Origin of the sequence: Escherichia sp. MOD1-EC6021 (genome assembly GCF_002965245.1) — a bacterium.
Lineage (GTDB): Bacteria > Pseudomonadota > Gammaproteobacteria > Enterobacterales > Enterobacteriaceae > Escherichia > Escherichia coli_F.
Map to the genome: position 1 here is coordinate 124,266 of NZ_PTRU01000011.1, position 22,627 is coordinate 146,892.

Annotated in this window: 8 protein-coding genes and 2 pseudogenes; 5 read left to right on the forward strand and 5 right to left on the reverse strand. The window is 49.2% G+C overall.

Annotation, left to right across the window (positions count from 1 at the left end; all coding sequences use genetic code 11):
• The first annotated feature begins 133 nt into the window (after positions 1 to 133).
• From BEB54_RS14690 to BEB54_RS14705, 4 genes are read left to right on the forward strand one after another with little or no spacing between them, the layout of a single operon-like run.
• Positions 134 to 2,992 carry a DEAD/DEAH box helicase gene (locus tag BEB54_RS14690; protein ID WP_123059741.1) on the forward strand — a complete coding sequence of 953 codons (2,859 nt, stop codon included), beginning with the start codon at positions 134 to 136 and terminating at the stop codon, positions 2,990 to 2,992.
• A 2-nt stretch (positions 2,993 to 2,994) separates the two neighbouring features.
• On the forward strand, positions 2,995 to 7,917 hold the full coding sequence (locus BEB54_RS14695) for a class I SAM-dependent DNA methyltransferase (protein WP_105277777.1): 4,923 nt from the start codon (positions 2,995 to 2,997) through the stop codon (positions 7,915 to 7,917).
• A complete protein-coding gene (locus BEB54_RS14700) occupies positions 7,917 to 14,258 on the forward strand; it encodes a DEAD/DEAH box helicase (protein WP_105277778.1) in 6,342 nt (2,113 codons plus the stop codon). The genes BEB54_RS14695 and BEB54_RS14700 overlap by 1 nt, the downstream gene beginning before the upstream one ends.
• Positions 14,255 to 16,369, forward strand: a complete 2,115-nt coding sequence (locus BEB54_RS14705) for a UvrD-helicase domain-containing protein (RefSeq protein ID WP_103253448.1) — start codon at positions 14,255 to 14,257, stop codon at positions 16,367 to 16,369. Before BEB54_RS14700 ends, BEB54_RS14705 begins: the two co-directional genes overlap by 4 nt.
• Before the next feature lie 513 nt (positions 16,370 to 16,882).
• Here BEB54_RS14705 and BEB54_RS14710 read toward each other — a convergent pair.
• Positions 16,883 to 17,533, reverse strand: a complete 651-nt coding sequence (locus BEB54_RS14710; RefSeq protein ID WP_001026378.1) for a hypothetical protein — start codon at positions 17,531 to 17,533, stop codon at positions 16,883 to 16,885.
• A 170-nt stretch (positions 17,534 to 17,703) separates the two neighbouring features.
• Positions 17,704 to 18,385, reverse strand: a pseudogene (locus tag BEB54_RS14715) (hypothetical protein).
• Positions 18,386 to 18,499: 114 nt separating this feature from the next.
• On the opposite strand from BEB54_RS14715, the gene BEB54_RS29940 reads away from it, so the two are divergent.
• Positions 18,500 to 18,589 carry a hypothetical protein gene (locus BEB54_RS29940; protein ID WP_374758120.1) on the forward strand — a complete coding sequence of 30 codons (90 nt, stop codon included), beginning with the start codon at positions 18,500 to 18,502 and terminating at the stop codon, positions 18,587 to 18,589.
• 332 nt (positions 18,590 to 18,921) lie between these two features.
• Here the strand turns inward: BEB54_RS29940 and BEB54_RS29945 are convergent.
• From BEB54_RS29945 to nanC, 3 genes and pseudogenes are all read right to left on the reverse strand, one after another.
• Positions 18,922 to 19,488: pseudogene (locus BEB54_RS29945) on the reverse strand (sialate O-acetylesterase); the annotation flags it as partial.
• Between the two features lie 64 nt (positions 19,489 to 19,552).
• Positions 19,553 to 20,659: an N-acetylneuraminate epimerase gene (gene nanM / locus BEB54_RS14725; RefSeq protein ID WP_105277780.1), complete on the reverse strand. Its 1,107-nt coding sequence runs from the start codon at positions 20,657 to 20,659 to the stop codon at positions 19,553 to 19,555.
• A 19-nt stretch (positions 20,660 to 20,678) separates the two neighbouring features.
• Complete coding sequence (gene nanC / locus BEB54_RS14730) at positions 20,679 to 21,395, reverse strand: N-acetylneuraminic acid outer membrane channel NanC (RefSeq protein WP_071533235.1); 717 nt, start codon at positions 21,393 to 21,395, stop codon at positions 20,679 to 20,681.
• Positions 21,396 to 22,627: the final 1,232 nt, after the last annotated feature.

The following is a 22,627-nucleotide window of genomic DNA, read 5'->3' on the forward strand; positions in this document are numbered from 1 at the left end:
CATTCCCTCCCATTTTGTCACTTTGCCGGGGGCCTTCATGATATCTTTAAGGCCCTCTTTTTTATCGCAGTGTGCCGCGCCACATTTTTCAGGATGACGTTACCGCCACTGCCCCAAATAGACAGAAAAACCGATGAATAAGCAAAATTATGCACCTGGTATGCGGGTGGTTATTCGTGATGCCGAATGGCGTATTCGCCGGGCGGATGACAGTGGTGATGGTGGGTATTTGCTGACCTGCGATGGTATTTCAGAGCTGGTGCGCGGTAAAGAAGGGTTATTTCTGACCAAACTGGAACAAAAAGTAGAGATCCTTGATCCCGCAAAAACGCATTTGGTGGAAGATGAATCCGCCAATTATCAGGCGGCACAGTTGTATATTGAAAGTCAGTTACGCCAACGCGTACCGACAGACAGTAAAGTCCATTTTGGACATCTGGCGGCGATGGATTCCATGCCGTTTCAGCTCGATCCTACGCGGATGGCGCTGGCACAACCGCGTCAGCGGATACTCATTGCCGACGCTGTCGGTCTGGGTAAAACGCTGGAAGCGGGTATTCTGGTTTCGGAACTGATCCGTCGTGGGCGCGGAAAACGTATTCTGGTTCTGGCGGTTAAATCGATGCTGACACAATTCCAGAAGGAGTTCTGGAGCCGTTTTGCGATCCCATTGACCCGCCTGGATTCTGCTGGTTTACAAAAGGTGCGTAACCGCATCCCTACCAACCACAACCCGTTTCACTATTTTGACAAGACCATTATCTCCATCGATACGCTGAAACAAGATATTGAATATCGTCACCATCTGGAAAATGCCTGGTGGGATATTATTGTCATTGATGAGGCCCATAACGTCGCAGAACGTGGAACCAGTTCGTTACGCAGTAAACTGGCAAAACTGCTCGCCGGGCGTAGCGATACGCTGATTATGCTTTCAGCGACGCCGCATGATGGTAAAGCTGAAAGTTTTGCCAGCCTGATGAACATGCTTGACCCGACGGCGATCGCCAACCCGAAAGAGTATGTATACGCCGACTTTGCCGATAAAAATCTGGTTGTCCGTCGCTTCAAAAAAGACGTGAAAGATCAGATGTCTGGCGAGTTCCCCGAGCGCAATATTGTCAAATTGACTCGCCTGGCATCCGGTGCCGAAGAAGAAGCATACCGTCGCCTGGTTGAGAGTCAGTTCCGTGATGATGACGATGAACAGGCCCAGTCTAACAAAGGTCGTCTGTTCAAGATAACTCTCGAAAAAGCGCTATTTTCCAGCCCGATGGCGTGTGCCAGCGTAGTGGCTAATCGTCTGAAGCGTCTTGAGAGCCGTAAAGATCATAATAGCCAGAGCCAGATCAACGAACTGGAGTCATTGCTGTTGGCGCTGAATAACATTGATGCCAGCCAGTTCAGCAAATACCAGTTGCTGCTCGACACCATCCGTAAAGACCTTGCCTGGAAAGCCAATAACACGGAAGATCGCCTGGTGATCTTCACCGAAAGCATTAAAACGCTGGAGTTCCTCGAACAGCAACTGCGAGCGGATCTGAAATTGAAAGATGATCAGATCGCCACGCTGCGCGGCGATCAGGGCGATACGGTGTTGATGGAAACCGTAGAAGCCTTTGGTAAAACGCAGTCGCCGTTGCGTCTTCTGGTTTGTTCGGATGTGGCATCTGAAGGGATCAACCTGCATCACCTTAGCCACAAAATGATTCACTTTGATATTCCGTGGTCGTTGATGGTATTCCAGCAACGTAACGGGCGTATTGACCGCTATGGGCAAAAACATCAGCCTCAAATCCGCTATCTGCTTACCGAGGCCAGCGAACCACAGATCAATGGCGATATGCGCGTACTGGAAGTGTTGATCAACAAAGACGAACAGGCGCAGAAGAACATTGGGGACAGTTCGGAGTTTACCGGCAAATTTACCCAGGAAGAGGAAGAAGAGCAGGTTGCAGAGTTCATGATGCAGGATGATGGTGCCAGCCTGTTTGATCAACTGCTGAACAGCAACGTCTCGGAAAGCGCCGAACATGATCTGTTTGGCGAAATATGCAGTGCGGTTTCCAGCGATGCCTCAATGGTTACCGAAACAGACACCAGCTTGTTTGCCAGCGAACAGGCGTACTGTGAAAGAGCATTGGGTTACCTGAAAGCCAGTGGTCAAACTATCCAGTATGAAACCTTGCCTGATAATACCTTGTCGCTGGTGGCACCGGAGGAGTTACGCCGCCGCTTCAACCAGCTACCGCCTGAAATCGCGCCGGAGAACTGGCAGCTCTATTTAAGTCAGGATAAAACCGTCATCACCGACGCGATTGCACGCGCTCGCGGTGAGCAACATGCCTGGCCCGATGTGCAGTATCTCTGGCAAATCAACCCGGTAGTGCAGTGGCTGGACGATAAAATCTCTTCGGCTTTTGGTCGTCATCAGGCTCCGGTTATCCGGCTGCCATACCTGCTTGAACCCGATGAAGATCACTTCATTCTTTCCGGGTTATTCCCGAACCGTAAATCACATCCGATGGTGAACCCGTGGATAGTGGTGAGCTTTAACCGTGAATCGCTAATCGGCAGTCAGCCATTCGCTGAGTTTTTACAACGTCATCCGCAGTTGAGTAACAAGCTGACTAACAGCGGCGGTAAAGATCGTAATCACCAGCGCCAGCAGGATTTACTGGAAGCGGCTATTGCTCATGCCCGGGAGGTATTCATCCATGATCGGAATGCGTTTGAAACGCACATTAACCAGCAACTGAATGAGCATCTGCAAAAGCTGGACGTTTTGCGTGGGCGGCAGTTGAGCCAACTTGAGCTGGATTTTGCCGATAACAAACAGCAATTGTCAGTTAAGCAGAGCCGTAAAGAGCAGAGACAACGCGAAATAGAACACAATTTTGACAGCTATATTGAATGGATTGAGGACACCATGACGACTGAAAAAGAACCCTACATTCAGGTAATTGCTGTTATCACCGGAGCGGAGGGTTAATCATGGCGCTGGTCGGTATTAATAACGAAAATGAATTTTACTCTAACCATTATTTGGGTGAGGTTTTCACCAGTGATATCCGCGATGTGCTGGAACCCTGGATAGCCCAGGAAAATGCCGCGCGTGAAGCGGAGCGTGCCGCTCGTGAACAGGGCAAAGACGTAGAGCCGGGATACCGCGCTCCGTGGAACCAGTTTAACAGTCTGGCGACTGAGTTTTTCCGCAAACTTGCCGAGCACGAAAAACAGCGTCAGATCCCGCAGCGTCTGGCCGATCAACGTAATCGCTGGCAGCCATTGTTAAAGGCGCTGGGCTACGAAATTACGCCGCAGATCCAAATGCTGGATGACGATACACCGCTGCCGGTACTGGCGCGTTACAACAGCACTGACGGTAGCCCGTGGCTGTGGATTGTTGAAGCACACGATCAGGAAGAAGGAACGCTGGATCCGCTGGCGCTCTCTTTACTGACCGCGCAATTCCCGGCGGATACCGACAAACATAAGCGCGACAGCCTGCGCAAAAAAGCCAACGGTGAATATCGCAGCTGGCAGGATCTGCTCTCTACGGCGGTCTTCACCCAAAATGAACCGCCGCGTTTTGTGCTGCTGCTCGGTAACCGTCAGCTATTGTTGTTGGACCGTACTAAGTGGGCGCAAAACCGTCTGCTACGTTTTGATTTTGAAGAGATTTTAAGTCGTCGTGAAACGGATACGCTGAAAGCGACGGCAGTGTTGCTACATAAAGATTCGCTGCTGCCGGGCAGTGGGGCACCTTATCTTGACTCGCTGGATGACAATTCGCACAAACATGCGTTTGGTGTTTCGGAAGATCTGAAATATGCCCTGCGCGAAAGCATTGAGTTGCTGGGCAACGAAGCGATGCATTATCTGATCGACCGTGGCCTGGCAAACTATACCGGTAACCGTGCGGTGGACCCGGATGAACTGAGCCGCGAATGTCTGCGTTACATGTACCGCCTGCTGTTCCTGTTCTACATTGAAGCGCGCCCGGAGCTGGGTTATGCGCCAATGACCGCCAAAACCTATCTGCAAGGTTACAGCCTGGAAACGTTGCGCGATCTGGAGATGATCCCGCTGACCAGCGAAGAAGATCGCAACGGGCGCTACTTCCACGACAGCCTGAATATGCTGTTTAAACTGGTGCGCGAAGGCTACAACGGCGGCGTGAAAATGCAGAGTGACCTGGAGAGCGGCGACCGGATCACCATCCATAGTCATCAGTTCAGCGTCCCGCGTCTGGAAAGTCATCTTTTCGATGCCAACAACACCCGCATTCTTAACCGCGTGGTATTCCGTAACGAAACCCTGCAACAGATTATCCAGGCGATGTCGTTAAGCCGCCCGGGCAAAGGGCGCTTTAACCGCCGCGGACGTATTTCTTATCGCCAGTTGGGTATCAACCAGTTAGGTGCGGTGTATGAGGCGCTGCTTTCCTATCGCGGATTCTTCGCCAGCGAAGATCTCTACGAGGTGAAGAAAGCCGGGGAAGAGTTTAACGAGCTGGAGACGGGTTACTTCGTCAGTAAGGATGAGATTGGCAAATACCACGAAGACGAGAAGGTCTACGAGAAAGACGGCAGTCTGCGCATTCACCGCAAAGGCAGTTTTATCTACCGTATGGCCGGGCGCGACCGTGAGAAATCTGCCTCTTATTACACCCCGGAAGTGCTGACCCGCTCCTTGGTTAAATATGCCCTGAAAGAGCTGTTTAAAGAGCAAATTGATCCCATTAGCGATCCGCACGCCAAAGCTGATGCCATCTTAAACCTCACCGTGTGCGAACCGGCGATGGGCAGCGCGGCGTTCCTTAACGAAGCCATCAACCAGCTGGCGGAAGCGTATCTGTTCCACAAGCAGCAGGCGGAAGGTCGCCGTATTCCGCAGGATCGTTACACCCAGGAGTTACAGCGGGTGAAAATGTACATTGCCGACAACAACGTTTTCGGCGTGGACTTAAACCCGGTGGCGGTGGAACTGGCGGAAGTGTCACTGTGGTTGAACGCCATCAGTGGCGATGCCTTTGTACCGTGGTTTGGTTACCAGCTGCACTGCGGTAACTCACTGGTGGGCGCGCGCCGTCAGGTTTTCAACAAGAGTGAACTGACCTACAAAAAAGCCAAAGATCCGAGCTGGCTTAACAGCGAGCCGGTCGAGCTGGCGATGAACACGCCGCGTGAAGAGACGCAGATTTTCCACTTCCTGCTGCCCGACGGCGGTATGGCTAACTACAGCGATAAAACTGTTAAGCAGCGTTATCCGGATGACTTCAAAGCCCTGGACAGCTGGCGCAAAGAGTTTATTAAAAGCTTTGCCGGGCATGAGATTGCTGATGTGCAGCGTATCAGCGAAAAGGTGGAAGCTCTGTGGAACACCTATCGCCAGCAACTTAAAGCAGAACGTCTGAAAACCGCCGACAGCTACCCGGTGTGGCCGGCAGAAAACAGCGAGCAGACGCGTTCTTCGCTGAGCAGTAAAGATGAAACCTTCAGTGGTCGTCTTGAAGATAACAGTGCCTACCAGAAGCTGCGTTGGGTAATGGACTACTGGTGCGCGCTGTGGTTCTGGCCGATCGACAAAGCCGATGAGCTACCGGATCGCGGCACCTGGTTGTTTGAGATTGAAACCCTGCTCGACGGGATTGTAATCACGGAAAAAGTCACTGAAGTTGCGGAGCACACCACAGGCGATCTGTTTGCCGAAGAAGGTCTGCTGCGAGAAGAGTCTTCACTGTTTTCCGGCGCAGGTCGTCTGAAAACTGAGGTGTTGTTCCGTCATTTGCCGCGTCTGGCGATTGTCGATGCCCTGAGAAAGCAGCACCGTTTCTTCCACTGGGATCTGGAGTTCTGCGACCTGTTTGCCGAGCGCGGCGGTTTTGACCTGATGCTCGGAAACCCGCCGTGGCTGAAAGTGGAATGGCAGGAAGCTGGCGTGCTGGGTGATTACGAGCCGGAATTTGTGCTGCGTAAGCTGAGTGCATCGAAGCTGGCAACGTTGCGTATTGATACCTTTAACCAGATCCCGGCGCTGGAAGCGGCCTGGCGCAACGAGTATGAAGGCTGTGAAGGGATGCAAAACTTCCTCAATGCGCAGCAGAACTACCCGGTACTAGCAGGTCAAAAAGCGAATTTGTATAAATGCTTCCTGCCGCAGGCGTGGCGTTTGGGGGCGGAAAGAGGTGTGACAGGACTCCTGCACCCGGAAGGGATTTATGATGATCCTACTGGTGGGCAGATGCGTGCATCAGTTTATCCGAGGTTGAGGGCTCATTTTCAGTTTGCGAATGAAATAAAACTATTTGCTGAGGTGGATAATCACACTAGATTCAGCATCAATATCTATGGTCCATTTTCTCAAATGCCAGTATTTTCGAACATAGTAAATTTGTTTATTCCTCAAACAATTGATGCATGTTTCGAACATAAAGGTGATGGTAACGTTCCAGGCATTAAAGAAGAAGCTGAGATTGATGGAAAGGCCAAAGCTAAATGGAATTTTCAGGGACATTTAGATCGAATTGTGACTATTGATTTTATAAAATTAGGACTATTTGCTCGTCTCTATGATTCTGACGACACGCCGGCCCTACAAGCTCGTCTTCCTGCATTACATTCTAAACAATTGGTAGCGGTGCTTGAGAAGTTTGCTCGTCAACCTAAGAGATTAAATGATTTTACAAACAGCTATTATGCAACCCAGCATTGGAATGAAGTTAATGCACAAAATGACGGCACAATTTTGCGAAAAACACAGTTTCCAAAAAATCCTTCACAATGGGTTGTATCTGGTCCACATTTCTTTGTCGGCAATCCTTTCTATAACACACCCAAAGAGATCTGCGACACGAATAAAGCATACGATAACCTCGACTTGCTAACTCTGCCTGACGACTATCTGCCGCGCACTAACTACATTCCGGCATGTGATGCACAGGAGTATGCAAAGCGCACACCACGGGTTTCGTGGAAAGAGCAGGATGAAGACGAGCCGAGGAAGGTGACGGATTATTATCGTTTTGTTAATCGGAGAATGTTTGGAGGATCTTCTGAGAGATCTTTCATCTCCGCTATTCTTCCCAAGGGATTTGCAAACATTAACACATGTGTCGCTACGGCCTTTGAGTCAACTAATGTACTGGTGAATTTTACGGGCCTTTCGCATTCAATTGTTTATGATTTTATTTTGAAATCAACTGGAAAGTCAGATCTGTACGGTGCACAACTTGGTGGGTTCGTATATACCGAAAGTTTTGGTGTAAAAATAAGGACTTTATTATTAAATGCCCTATCAAGTGAATACGCCGATCTCTGGCAGTCCTGCTACACCCCAGACTTCAACACCCAGCGTTGGAGCCGAGATCTCCCGCAACTTCCACAAGATTTCTTCGCCAATCTGACCCCAGAGTGGCAGCGTAACTGTGCCTTACGCTCCGACTACAGTCGTCGTCAGGCGCTGGTGGAAATCGACGTATTGGTGGCGCAGGCGCTGGGGTTAACTCTCGAAGAGCTGCTTACCATTTATCGCGTTCAGTTCCCGGTTATGCGCCAGTACGAAGCGGACACCTGGTACGATCAAAACGGTCGCATTATCTTTACCCCAAGCAAAGGGCTGGTGGGCGTCGGTCTGCCGCGTACCGCCCGTAAAGCTGACCTGAAAAACGGCTTTGTCTTTAACGTCGACAGCCCGGAGTGGACCGGCGGTGACTGCACCGATCAAGCTATCGGCTGGGATGATGTCAAACATCTTAAAACAGGTACCGTCAGCGTCACCTTTGATGACTATACCCGCAGCGACGAAGGCGAGCGCCGTACCGTCACCTGGCAGGCTCCGTTTATCAAGCCAGATCGCGAAGACGACTACAAAGTGGCCTGGGCGTTCTTTGCACAAGATAAGGAGAGCGCCTGATGCTGCCATCCGTTGTCAGTCGGCAGGTCGCCGACAGCGTTGCCGCCTTTTTACGGGCGGCGTTCCCCCTAAACAGCCCGCTGTTTAACGGTGAGAATAACGATAATGTCTCAATGCTGGAGCAATTTCTGTCTCAGCCGGAAACGCTGCTGAAAGGACCATACCTTTCCGCCCAGTTGCCGTTTCGTAAAAGTGACTTACCGCTGAATTTTTTCCCTAATCTGACGCTGCCGTTCCCGCCGCACGCACATCAGGCCCGGGCATTTCAGCGTCTGGGAAGCGACGCGCCACAGCCGACACTGGTCGCTACCGGTACCGGCTCCGGTAAAACAGAATGCTTTATGTTCCCGCTGCTCAACCACTGCGCGGGCGCGTCACAAGCCGGGGTTAAAGCAATTATCATCTACCCGATGAACGCCCTGGCAACCGATCAGGCCAGCCGTTTCGCCAAAACCATCGCCAGCGATCCACAACTGCATGGCAAGGTGACCGTCGGCCTGTTTGTCGGCGACAGCGAAATCGAACCCAGCAAAAAAATGTCGGCAGAAAAGGTCATTACCTGTAAGCACACGCTGCGCGAAAGCCCGCCGGACATCCTGTTGACCAACTACAAAATGCTCGACTACCTGCTGATGCGCCCTGGCGATCAGCCGCTCTGGCGTTACAACCAGCCCGGTTCATTGCGTTACCTGGTCGTGGATGAATTGCATACGTTTGATGGCGCGCAAGGGTCGGATCTGGCCTGTCTGGTGCGACGTCTGAAGCATCACATAGGTGTAGATAACCAACGATTCGCCTGCGTCGGGACATCAGCTACCGTCGGCGACGAACTGGGGCAACTGCTCGATTACGCAAAAACAATCTTTGACCAGCCGTTTACCGATGACGCCGTTATTCGCGAAGATCGCTACACGGCAGCGGAGTACTTGCAGGATTACACCATTGCGTACAGTCAGTATCCGGGGCCGGAGGTCGCTTCGGCCCTGGATCCGCAGGGTTACGCTACCCCGGTGGCGTATCTCAACGGACAAATCCCTTTGTGGTTCCCCGACAGCGACTTGCAACTCCCGGACGATCTGGAGAGCGACGACGGGCGTGAAAAGCGTATTGCGCTGGGGTCACTGTTACGCCGCCACAGCGTGATGCATGTCTTACTCCATGATCTGCAAGGCGGGATCCTCTCTGAACGAGAGTGTCTGGAAAATCTCCAGGTCATGCTGGCAGAAAGCGCCGACCATGCCCGACGCGTGCTGCAAAGCATTCTGGCGCTGATCGCGCAGGCACGTCTCGAAGTACCGGAAACGGACCACGATCGGCAAAAACGTCTCCAGGCGAAGAAAGCGCGCCCGGTGCTGCCGTTCGTGCAACTGCGTTCCCAGTTGTGGCTTCGTGAGATGCGTCGTCTGGTCGCCAGCGTGGCGAAAACGCCGAGACTGGTGTTTGCCGATGATGTGGCGGTGGAAGATCGCGAACACTATTTGCCGGTTATCCACTGCCGTGACTGCCACGCAACCGGCTGGGCCAGCCTGCGTCATGGGCAAAGCGTTCAGCTGGAAACAGACCTCGACGGCATTTATCGCCAGTTCTTTGAAAAAGGGCGCTCCATCGTCCTTGCTTTCCCGGATAACAACGAAAAAGCGGTCAGTGGCGCACACCAGAAACTGTGCCCTACCTGCCTGAAACTGAACCGACAGTCCAGCGCCCAGTGTGGACATTGCGGTCATACGGAACTGTTGCAGGTACTGATCCCGGATATGCTCAAAGAGCGTAAGGACGAGCTGGAGTTTGCTAATGAATGCCCGTACTGCAACAGCAAACAGGGGATTTCGATTCTGGGGTCACGGGCTGCCAGTCTGTCGGCGGTGATGATTCACCAGCTTTATGGCAGCCAGTTCAACGAACATAAAAAGCTGATTACGTTTTCTGACTCGGTACAAGACGCCGCGCATCGTGCCAGCTTTTTTACTGCCCGAACCTGGCCGCTGATGATTCGTGGGCAAATCGCCAGTGTTCTTGGCGAAAAAGAGACATTACCGCTGGATGCGTTCGCGGCGCGTGTTTGCCAACAAACGCGTGAACGTTCACCGGACGATGCTCATTTTGCAGCGAACTTCATCGCACCAAATATGCAGTGGCTGAATGATTATCAGACACTGAAAAATGAAGGCAAACTGGCGGAGAACTCCGATCTGCCGGAGCTGGTTTCCCTGCGCCTCGACTGGGAGGTGTACAGCGAATTTACCCTGCGCGCGCGTATCGGACGTACGCTGGAAGCCACCGGTTATGCCGTTGCCGGAGTGGATAAAGAACGCTTTAATCCGGCAATTACCGCCCTGCATCAACAGCTTTGTGAAGAGCTGGGTGATGAGATGTCCGGTGTGAGCGTCGAGCAGGTCGCGCACCTGGCGCTGGGGGTTATTTGGTATCAACGCCAGGCCGGGGCCGTTATGCATCCGGCGTTCGAAAGTTATCGCCGTGATGGCACGACCTTTATGATGACGCAAAAAGAGCGTACCTCGCGCTATATGCCTTCTATCGGTCCGAAAACGCGTAAACCGGCTTATGCGTCGTTTGAAAAAATTAATGGTTTCCATCGCCTGATTGGCGCGAAGTCTAACCCCAGTTGGTATCAGCATTGGATCAATCGCACGCTGAGTAACGGCAATAATCTGTTTATCAGTAGCGTTGCGGAAACAGTGTTACGACGCCTGTTTACGGCGTTGAAAATAGCCGGAGTAGTAAAAGATTTTGACACCAAAGGGCGTGAAGCCTGGGGACTGGTGCCTTCGGCGCTGGTGGTGAGCCGTGACGTCGTTCAGCTTAATTGCTCATGTTGCCGTGAGGTTGTCCGGGCTCCGGCCGATCAAGGCTGGCAGTGGCGTAATGCGCCTTGTCTCTCTTTACGTTGTGAAGGTCGTTACCAGGAAGTCGACAATATGGCGACCTGGCGTTGGGAGAACATGGACATCGCGCGCGTGCAGGGCGCAGAACACACGGGGCTGCTTAGCCGTGAAGATCGCGAAGCCACCGAAAAATCGTTCTACCGTGGCAACCAACCGTGGAATATCAACCTGTTGTCGGCAACACCGACGCTCGAGATGGGTATTGACGTTGGGGATCTTTCCACCGTTTTACTCTGTTCTGTCCCACCTGCTCAGGCCAACTACTTGCAGCGTATTGGTCGCGCCGGTCGTAAAGATGGTAACGCGTTAAACATTACCGTGGCAGAAGGGAACCCGCACGATCAGTTTTTCTTTGAAGAACCGCTGGAGATGATGCAGGGCCAGGTGCAGGCTCCTGGCGTCTTCCTCAATGCAACGGCTATTCTCGAACGCCAGCTGGCAGCTTTTTGTATGGATAACTGGGTGAAAACCGGTGTACCAGAATCCGCTATCTGTAAAAACGTCAAACAGATGCTGGATGAGCTGGAGTTCGGGCGTAAATCGGGTTTTCCGTATAACTTACTGAGATATATCGAACAGCATCATGCGGAGATTGCTGCACAATTTACGGCGATCTTCCCCGATCTTGCCGCAGAAACTCGCCAACAGTTGTTGTCTTATCTTCAGGGCGCGCCAGGACAACGCTCTCTGGTGCAGCGTATCGAAGAGGCGTTAAAACTGCTGGTAGAAGATCGCAAATCTCTGCGTTCACGCATCGATAAACTCAAGCGCAGTATCGATAAACTGGAGAATGCGCCGCGCGATCAAAACTTTGACAGCGATATGCGCGAGTTAACTTCGGAACGGCAGGCGCTGATGGCGCTGGTCAATCAAATCAACAATAAGCAAACGCTGAATTTCCTCACGGATGAAGGTCTGCTGCCTAACTACGCCTTCCCGGAAGCCGGTATTACGTTACGTTCTGTGCTCTGGCGGCGTAAAGAAGGCGGGGAAGCACGTGAATATCAAAACACCACTTTCGAATATGAACGCCCGGCATCAACGGCGCTGGCTGAGCTGGCTCCGCTGAATAATTTCTATGCCGGTGGGCATAAAGTTGAAATTGAGCAGATAGACCTGAAGGTCTCTGAGCCGGAGAACTGGCGTATCTGTAGCCACTGTAACTACAGCGAAAATATCGACCAGACGGGCGACCAGCATAAATATTGCCCGAAATGTGGCACACCGGGGTGGGCCGACGCCGGACAAAAAACCACGCTGCTGAAACTTCGCCAGGTTTATGCCCGCGCCAGCGCACGTGATAGCCAGATCAGCGACGAGAGCGACAGTCGTGAACCTGCTTTCTTCCAGCGTCAGCTATTGGTTAGTTTCGAAAAAGAGGATGTATCGGCGGCATACGCGATTGAGGAAGGCGAAGTTCCGTTTGGTTTTGAATTTTTAAGCAAAGTCACCCTGCGGGATATCAACTTCGGCAAAATGGCGGATGATGCCAATGAGTTGATGATTGCCGGAGAAGCGAAGAAGCGAACCGGGTTTAAAGTTTGCCTAGGGTGCGGCATGGTACAGCGTCCTCGCGATCATGAACCCCGTCATGATTTGAGCTGCAAATATCGCACGGAACCGGAAAAGGCGAAGTTCGAAGATTATCTCTATCTCTATCGCCAGCTGGAGTCAGAAGCGTTGCGTATTCTGCTCCCGGTAAGCAGTTACAGTAATGACCGTGTCGTGGAGGCTTCTCTTGGGGCGGCGATCCAGCTAGGTCTTAAACATTACTTCAAGGGGAATGTCGATCACCTGAAAGGCGTTGTGTACCGCGAGCCGGAAAATGAAGGCGAATCCTGGCGGCAGTATCTGGTGATTTACGATACCGTCCCGGGGGGGACTGGTTCTCTTAAAGAGCTGATGCGCACTCCCGACAATTTGCTGAAATTACTTGAACTGGCCTATCAGGCGATAGTGGAATGCAGTTGCAACCATGATACGCATAAAGATGGTTGTTATCGTTGCGTTTACGCTTACCGTGACCGTGGGCGCATGAAGTATGTCTCCCGCGATCAGGCGCGTCTCTTGCTGGCGAAAATTTTGCAGGCAAGAGATTCGATACGGGTAATTGATTCCATCAAAAACATTTCCCTCGAAGCCATGATGGGCAGTGAGCTGGAAAAACGGTTTATTAGCTGCCTGCAAGAAAATAAAAACCTGATTGTCAGTCGCAGTTACGCGCATCAGGGCGCTGGGTGGATTATTAACACCCGCAGCGAACCGATGATGAGCTGGCATCTTAAAGCTCAGGTGGATTTAGGCGCTAAAGAGGCAGTGGGGATCCCTTGTCGCCCGGATTACGTGCTATATCCGCTTATGCAGTCTGATGCCATTAAACCGGTAGCTATTTTCCTTGATGGCTTTGCGTTTCACAAAAATAGCGTCGCAGAGGATGTGCAAAAACGCCAGGCGATTCGGGATAGCGGTAATTTCTGGGTGTGGACAGTCACGTGGGCCGATCTCAAAGAGCCTGGGCTTAAACATGTTCAGGATGTCCTGGGGCTTGGGCATAACCCGGATATGAAACAGCCTAAGTTTTATAACCTGTTTCACGATACCAACTTTGCGGCCCTTGAAGCGTCGTTCCGGGAACGCAACAGTTTTGCACTGCTGCTGGATTATCTCGCTGATCCGGGCGGAAGAACGCAGTTATGGCAGAAAATGGCTGCTGCACATGCCTGGGTGTGGTTGGATGTGAAGAAGTCACAGGACGCGGGAACAAAACAAAAGTATGCCTATGAAATGCAGGAAAACGCGCCAGACTGGCGGCTAGCAGAGCTTTTGCCAGACGAACCGTTTGTCTTTGGTGGTTTACTCGATAGCTGTAACTCATCGCAGCAATTTATTGAGCTGGCTTCGGTGTTGCCACAACAAGCCATTAAACCGACGACCAGTGTCGCACAAATGCGCAGCTGGCTGCGTTTGCATATCTGTTTTGACGATCGCTATACGCAGGATGACGGTTATGAAGCGGGACTCAATGGCTTCTGGCGACTGGTAAACCTGTTACAGTTCCTGCCGGATATGACCTTTACCAGCCGTAAAGCCGTGCATTTACCGCAGGAAAGCGTTGACGTTAAAGTTACGGCAACGCCAGAGGCAGTACCAGAGACTGATGAAAGTTGGGCTGAGATTATTGAGTTTGGCTTATTAAGCGCTGAAGAGATCGCGTTGCTTCAGTCTCATTCTCTCTCTGCGCCGACTCTCGGCTACGAATTGCAAAATGATGAAGGTGAAATTATTGCGGAAGCCGATCTCGCCTGGCCATCACAAAAATGGGCATTGATTATTGATAATCAAGAATTTATTCCATTATTCACAACCAGGGGTTGGCACGTTGCATTCGGGCCAATTGACGAAAATACATTGCAACATCTGTCCGGAGGTGACAAATGACGGTGCAAACGCCCAAGGTGGCACTTTCTGATGGTTTTCTGGGCGCATTCGCGCGGATCCCAAAAGCACAGCAAAAAAAGGTGCAGGAATTCATCTCCAAATTCCGTCAGGACCCGACCAGTAATGGACTTAACTATGAAAAGATCCACGATGCGCGCAGTAAAAATGTCCATTCGGTGCGAATCGATCAAACTTATCGCGGCATTGTTCTGAAACCTGAACAGGGTGCTCTGTATATGCTGATGTGGGTGGATAAACACGACGAAGCATATGACTGGGCGCGGCGGCATGATTGTTCGATTCACCCGGTTACTGGCGCGATTCAGGTCATTGATATTAGCTATATCAAACCGGCAGCGGAAACGGTGGTTGATAAACCGAAACTCTTCGCAGCTTACAGCGCGGAACAGATTCTGGCCCTGGGTGTGCCGCCTGTCTTTATTGATCAGGTGATGGCGCTTACCGATGAAGCCGGGCTTAATCAACTTGAAAGCATAATGCCAGCAGAAGCCTGGGAACCTCTGCACTGGCTGGCAGAAGGGCTGGATTACCAGGAAGTGCTGGAAGAGTTTAACGATCATCGTGATGAGCCTGTTGATACCAACGACTTTATGGAGGCGATTGAACGAAGTAAACGTCGCTTCCATGTCGTTGAAAATGAACAGGAGCTGTTGCAGATGCTTAATGCGCCTTTAGAAAAATGGCGTGTATTTCTGCATCCGAGCCAGCGAAAACTGGTGGAGTCGCCCGCTAATGGTCCGGTACGAGTACTGGGCGGTGCAGGTACAGGGAAAACGGTTGTTGCAATGCACCGTGCGCGGTGGTTATCTCAGCGTCTGGTAGATAAACCCGGTAAGAAGGTACTTTTCACGACCTTTACGCGTAACCTGGCGGCAGATATTCGCGCTAATCTCCAGCGGTTGTGTACGCGAGAAGAGATGGCGCGTATTGACGTCGTTAACATTGATGCCTGGATGAGCGACCAACTAAAACGCCACGGTTATGATTTCCGCGTGGTATACGACAGCGATGAAGGGCGACGTAAATGCTGGAACTATGCCTTGCAGCAGGCACCTGCCGAACTGGGGCTACCTGACAATTTCTATGCTGAAGAGTGGCAACGCGTTGTCCAGCCAAATGCGGTTTACACCCGGGAGGAATACCTCAAAGTCAGCCGGGTTGGACGTGGTACAGCGTTATCCCGTATTCAACGGGCGAAAATCTGGCCAGTTTTCGAAGAATTCAGAGCACAAATGGCGCGTGCCAAACTGCGCGAAATGGGCGATGCCATGCATGAGGCTATTGTTCTGTTTAAAGAAAAGCAGGTCCAACTACCTTATAGCAGTATTGTCGTCGATGAAGCTCAAGATATCGGTGCCCCGGCATTTACTCTTATTCGCAGCCTGGTTCCCGAGTCGCCCAACGATCTGTTTATTGTCGGGGATGGGCATCAGCGTATTTATCGCAATAAGGTCGTTCTTGGTCAGTGTGGTATTAACGTCCGTGGTCGTCGCAGTAAAAAATTGAAGATTAACTATCGGACCACAGAAGAGACGCGTCAATTTGCTGTTGGGCTGTTAACTGGTGTGAAGGTTGATAACCTCGATGGCGAAGCGGATACCAGTAATGATTATTTGTCATTACTGCACGGGGAAAAGCCCATGATTACGCATGCGGCAGATTTCAAAGAAGAGGCTGCAACACTCGTCAAGCAAATTCAGGCATTGCTGGCGAATCAGGTTCGTTCTCAGGATATCTGCATTACTGCGCGTACTAAACATGCTTGCGACCGCTACGCATCAGCACTCAATGACGCCGGAATTGAGACATTTAATTTAGGCAATGATAGCGGTGACAGCGATGCACGCCCAGGCGTGCGAGTTGCAACGATGCACCGTATTAAAGGGCTTGAGTTCCAGTATGTGTTCCTGGTGGGGATTAACGAAGGCGTTGTGCCGGAAATAAAAGCATTAGCATCCGATGATCCCGTTGAACAGCGTGATGCATTATTTAATGAGCGCGCGTTACTGCATGTGGCTGCAACCCGTGCCGTAAAAGGGCTGTTTGTTTCATCATCTGGTATCCCTAGTCCGCTATTAGTGGCTGATTGATAATATGTCCGAAACAGACCAGGAGCCGAAACGCTCCTGGTCTATATAACCGTTCTGGCAACTGGCGATATTTATATTGTTTAGCTCCCAACAGCCAGACAATATCAGCTTAGAAATTATATTCGCTTATGCGGTTAGCATATTGCACAGTACAACCTGTTTTCTCTATATCTAACGTAACATCAGGATGTGGATGATTTTTGGATGGGGTAACACACTGGACAAATATAGCTGGCACGAAAAGGCTGGCATTTTCTGGTGACCAATAGTCTTTGGAATCATGATTATAAAACAAACACCTTAAATTTTAAACGTATGATGCCAGGATTACCAGAATTATAAACGAATGTATGAGTTCTTTTCTGTTTGTTCAGGGGAGGGTATAAATATTGTAATTGTTAATAGTATCGTCAGGACGATAAAAATATAATCATGACAAAGGAAATTGAACTAAAATGATTGACCTTTTACAGGTGGTTTGTCAGTGATTTCTTGTTATTAATGATTCATCTCTTATTCATGAACTGAATTATTCGTATGGTTACTGTTACTATTGCGATAAATCGCAATTCCTTTTCTTAATTGTTCGACATTCATTTCGATTTTTGACTTTTCAATGAGCAGGTTTTTTCCGGTAAGAATATATCCAGGAAGTATGCTTATTCCTTTCCAGACTAATTCGCTATTCATCAGTTTGTACGTCGGAGTTGAAGGGATGGCATGTTTACGTGTTTGCTTTTTCGCGATGATGTTAAGGCATTTTCGCGCGATATCGCCGCCAACGAAAATAACTTTTATATTGGCAAAGAGTTCGAGCTCCCATTCTACAATAGGTGACCAGAGAATGATCTCCGCGGGTGTGGCTGTGATCTGTGTTTTAGGTAGTTTCAGTGCGGAGGTCAGGTAGATACCATGGTTGAGTAAGACTTCGCCACTACTTGCCGATAATCCAGCCAGCGCTAACTGTCGGGCGACAGTCGTAAAATAACCAGACTCTGGTGTATAAAAATCTTCTTGCGGTGTTATAGCTACCACCTCATTAATCATAACCATTTTTATGGTCGATGGCATAATTTCATAAGTGGGGAAATACAGTAATATATCTTTAGCCTGTTGAGGGTATTCTGCATAGATTCGGTCATGTAATGATTGACGGATATTCATGATTTATTTTCCGTATAAAATAGTAAGGTGATCACCTGAATAAAGGTAATCATCATATTTTGATGAGTATAGTGATTTTTTATTTCTCTGGTGAGGAATGAAGAAAATATCAATGGTGAGGATCGTCAGAGATTCAGGGAAAGTTAAGGCCAGTCAGAAACACAATGCCGTCACTTAAGCGGGGCGGCACTGTGTTTCACCGGATAACGGGTTTTTGATACCTTAACAGCCCTCGGCCTTGATAGTCGTGGGAACACCGCTTCCAGAGCACCCCGCAGATGCTCCAGCCGTTTCGGGATGGTTCCTGGTGACGCCGTATTTCCCTGCACTATCATTTCTGTCACGATAAACAGGAATGCGAACTTAAAGCTGATTTCTGACGCCGCTTTAGTTGCCTCACGCTGTATCGCTCCGCCGGTAGGCCGCGGTCATGGCATTCAGCAGAATGTGATTCCCAGATTCATTAACGCCACCAGACGCATGACCGGGTAGGCGCTCTGCCGCTCAGTGGATGTGTTGGCAGAGCCATAATATTCACGCAACTCAGGTTCATAGGTGTCCTGAACTGTGCGCCATCAATGGCAAAAAGTTGCAGGCCGTGCCAGTCATCCTTCAGGTAACGTTCCGCGCCCCATGTCTGTGCGGTCTGGCGGAAGAGCCATTCCACCAGGGGGCCCCCACGCGCTGGCGCTCCTGGGTGACAGCGCTGCGGGCCAGCAGGCTAATCCCCGCTTCGCCATCCGCGCTCAGGTTAAGACGACAAATGGTCGCATGAGCAGAAAGCGTCAGGAGGTGCTGTATCCACTCGGTGGGAAGGTGCTCTGCAAACAGTTGCGTAGAGGGCGGTGGCATAAGCGGATGGTCTCTGAAAGTGGTATAAGAAAATGGCTCCTTGTTGTGAAAACCATTATAGTGCCGCACACCGGAGCAGTTAAAAGCGCTGATGGATGCAAATAAATCAAATTAATGAACGCTCACCTTTCGCGCCAAAACTGCAAAATTGCTTCTACAAACCTGTCAGAAATAATCCCCCGACGGGCTGCCGCGCTGAAATGACTGCTTCGCAGTGCCGTCGTCCAGTTCTCCGCTGACCGGTACGCTGAACCGAAATATCCCGTGCTTAAATCGTCCGGATCTTCATCAGGCGCGTTCGTCAGTCCTCTTGCACCTTGTTGCTGGAAGTCGACGAAAATAATATTGGCTAAAACATTATTTTGATAATTGCCATAAATAGCTTCATACGCATGAGGGAAACTTTCTTTCCAGTACCAGGTGGTATCGCCGCAAAACCACGGCGCGTCAGTAATTTTATTAAGCTGAGAATGGTATTGTTTTAGATCCCTACGAAAGGCTTCAACCATATGATTAAAGTGTTGAGGGTGTGACGCGTAGTCACTGGTCATTAAGTCAAATTCGCCTTGCATCCAGCATACGCCGAGGAATTTGTTATGCGGATTTTTTGCCAGTGCGGCTCGCGTTCTGCTGACTAAATCCTGGTATAGAGGGGTATCCGTTCCCCAACGACAAGCATCATGGCTGGCTCCGTGCCGTTCTGAATATGTCCCTTCGCTGCCCGCGGTAAAAGCCGATCCGCCACGGCAACACGGAACGATGAGAACCCCTGCATTATCAGGAATGAAGGGCAGTAATTTCCGTGCAATATGCAGTGCCTGCCCAACGGTGCCGTACTGTGTTTGATGATTCGTTGCCAGAGGATGGTGATAACCCTGCATATCCTGAACATCGTGTGGGCAGTGAGTCAGTGGAATAATGTCGTTAAAGTGACATGAGGGGCCTCCGGGATGCGTATGTGCGAATCTCGCTAATTGTTTAATTCTGGGATGAGGCGCATCTTCCCTGTCCGGTAATGGCAGTCCTTCGCCATACGCCATGGCATTAGACTGACCGGCAACGGTAAGAACATAGTAATAATCGGGCGATATTATTGCGTTCATATAATTTTCGCGTAATTGAAATGATAAATTGATAGCAGGGCCCCTTTACTGGGGCCCTGAAGCATTAGTTTTGTACTGTGACTTTATTATCCTTCACAGAGATCAAAACTGAATCCGTCACCGCTTTGCCGCCTGTAGTTTCACCGCCAATAATTAATAAACTATTATTCCAGGGCAATGATACTCCGTAGGCCCGACCTTGCGATAATTCGCCAGATTTATCCCATTTCCCGTTATGCCAAAGATGAATATCAGCGCTATATGATTTTTTCAGGCCTTCATGCGCATAGTTCTTACCGTTCTGATAATTTTCCCGCGACCCCTTGAATCCGGCCCCCCCGGCAAATATGAGTGAGTCATTGCTTATCCCCGCAAAACCGCCAGCGACGCCATCTGGTGATGAGACGGGAGCAAGTTTATTCCATTTTAAATTATTACCGGTGAAATCAAGTTCAAATACGGCATCCGTTCGTAGTCCTGGTTTGGCTTCACCATTAATAAGCCAGCTTTTATCGCCTTTATTCACAACCGCTGCACCAGCCGTCCCGTACCAGGGAGATTCGCCAGCGTAACTCCATTGCTGTGTAGAGGGATCAAAAGACAACAGAAACTTATTGAAGAAATAATCTTCTGCTTTTTTGTCAAAATAGTGGGCGTTGATTTTATCTATAGCGGTTGGATCTTTTCCAGCTTCGTTGAGATCTTCAAAATAGCCATTGAAGATATTCTGGTTAACACCGCCAGTAACATAAGCCTTGCCGTCATGTACAAAAGTCACATGGCCCGCCATGCCCATCGGCGCGTGCGACATCAATTTAACCCAGCTATTGGTTTTGGGGTTGTATTTGTGTACGTCATTAAATACCTGAGTCAAGCCTTCGCTGTTTTTGCCAATGCCGCCAAATACGTACAGATTGCCATCAATAAATGCAGAGGTTGCTTGATCTCTCGCCCCACCAGGGAATGCAGCTAACGCTATCCATTTTTTATCTTTGGCCTGTGTATCCAGCTTGTACCATGCCGTACCTGCGCTACCTAAACCAATGTAGACAGTGTCGTTATCAATTGCTCCGGTACCACTTTTAAATGGCACAGGAGTTTCCGGTAATACAGACGCGTTTGCGGCAAATGAAGCCATTATGATAGTAAGCGCCGTTATTGTTTTATTCATTGTGACTGTCTCCTGTCTACTACAGTTTAAATGACACACCAATGCGATAACTGTTTTCTGATAAATTATCTCTGCCGTTATAAACACCCTGACGGTCAAGGTAGTCATATTCTATGTATGGCGTAATATCAGGCGTCATATGGTATTGTAGAACAAATGCATTTTCCGTCGCCCATTTCTTATGGTTTGCATAGCGATAATCGTTTTGTTTGCTGTATAGCGTCGTTTGCCATGCGAAGGTGAAATCACTATTAATATGGTAAGTGACATATCCATCCCAACGATGAACGTTATCACGAGACATCTCACCGGATAAGTCTTGTTGTCGGTAAGCTTTCCAGTCGTAACGATAGCGAATGCCAAAATTAAGATCTTTTGTCGCGTCCCAGGACAATTTTACGTAGGGTCCGTAGCGTGTGCCGTTACTGCTAAAATGCGTTAACATTCCCGGGCGCACCGTCCATTGATCATCAAGTTTAATCGCGTAATTAACTTCAACCTGAACATCATTGAGTGCGGCATTTTCCTTTTTATTATCATGAATGGTATTCCAGGTATTACTTTCCATACTTGCCCACCATCCATTTTGCCATCCCTCACTGACTTTGAGTCGAGTCTCATAGGCGTGGCTTCCACTACGATATCCACCACGTACGTCTAGTGTCGCAGCTTGAGAAATTAATGGTGACGAAAAGCACAGTAATAATACGCCAGAAAGTATTTTAGCCTTTTTCATAAATTTCACTCATTTGTAGGATACAGAAAGCAATACAAAGCCCGCATAAACAATTAGCATTTATGTTGTGTAATATTTTTTGCCAGGCTTATAGTGTCTTTGGTAACTGGTAGCTGTATTTTATATTTTTTGTATAAGGTCTCCTGTGAAAATTCTCTTCCACATTATTTAAATAAACAGAGAACCAGATTAAATACCTGAGTATAAAATCTCTTCTGATGTTTAATTGATTTGAATGTTCGTAAGCTATATCACTTACTCAATCCATTTTATCCAGAGTCATAAAATAGAGTGTCTGTTGATCTCATTTTCATATTCCTTTCAGACTGAAGTGCATTTTCATCACCCGATGTGAAAGAACTGAAGTGATGTTTGCCATAGATTACGAGATGCCCAGTCTCATTGACTATCGTGGTGCACCTTTATACCTGTTATACCAGATCAAAAATCACGCAATCCATACAACAAAACCAGATTTGCAATTCGTGTCACAAAATATGTCGATCTTTTTCTAAGAGGAAGATGCCATGTGAAGCCAGACGAACACTTGCGGTGGTCTTCAAAAACTAAAGATTTTCTTTTAACTATCTGTTTTATAGATAATTTATTTAGAATCTAAACAAGGAAAGCTTTGCAAGCTAACTCAGTGAGCTTGGTGAAAATAAGTGTTTACCCGCCATCAGGTTGAGCATAATTCTCATCATGAAATATGTTTCCAGGTTTGTGGCTTGTAACTGGTCACTTCTGAAGTCGATCAGGGGAGGCTTGTTGATGTTCAGTACGCATTGGTGTTTTCAGGATGATGTTTCACTTAGTTTGTTTGCCGTATCGCCCGGCGAATAGCTGTGATTGAGGAAGGTTTAAGTCGTAGTGACCAAAGCCATATTTACCAACGAATGTAGATGAAAAAGCGTCGCCTGCGTTCCCCCATATCTCCAGGATAAAAAGGAATGTAGCAATCTCATGGCGTAAGCTGACGAACCAGACAGGAATAATCGCTAGGGACCTAAGAATTAGCATGATAATAGACGCTAAGAAATTACTGCGTTCCATGAAATAGCCATTTTGTGGCAAATGCAGTTGACTAATAATGTCATATGTGAGACGGCTAGTTGAACGAATATTAAATTTTGCTGAATTTTTTATGTTGATTTTACTTGTTACAGAACATATCACATGATATATAGATAAGATTAGTTGCATTAATGATGAGGGTTATTATTAGATTCGTA

Coding starts and splice junctions, on each gene's coding strand:
- BEB54_RS14690 (WP_123059741.1), top strand. CDS start 134: ATGAATAAGCAAAATTATGCACCTGGTATGCGGGTGGTTATTCGTGAT.
- BEB54_RS14695 (WP_105277777.1), top strand. CDS start 2,995: ATGGCGCTGGTCGGTATTAATAACGAAAATGAATTTTACTCTAACCAT.
- BEB54_RS14700 (WP_105277778.1), top strand. CDS start 7,917: ATGCTGCCATCCGTTGTCAGTCGGCAGGTCGCCGACAGCGTTGCCGCC.
- BEB54_RS14705 (WP_103253448.1), top strand. CDS start 14,255: ATGACGGTGCAAACGCCCAAGGTGGCACTTTCTGATGGTTTTCTGGGC.
- BEB54_RS14710 (WP_001026378.1), bottom strand. CDS start 17,533: ATGAATATCCGTCAATCATTACATGACCGAATCTATGCAGAATACCCT.
- BEB54_RS29940 (WP_374758120.1), top strand. CDS start 18,500: ATGAACGCTCACCTTTCGCGCCAAAACTGCAAAATTGCTTCTACAAAC.
- nanM (WP_105277780.1), bottom strand. CDS start 20,659: ATGAATAAAACAATAACGGCGCTTACTATCATAATGGCTTCATTTGCC.
- nanC (WP_071533235.1), bottom strand. CDS start 21,395: ATGAAAAAGGCTAAAATACTTTCTGGCGTATTATTACTGTGCTTTTCG.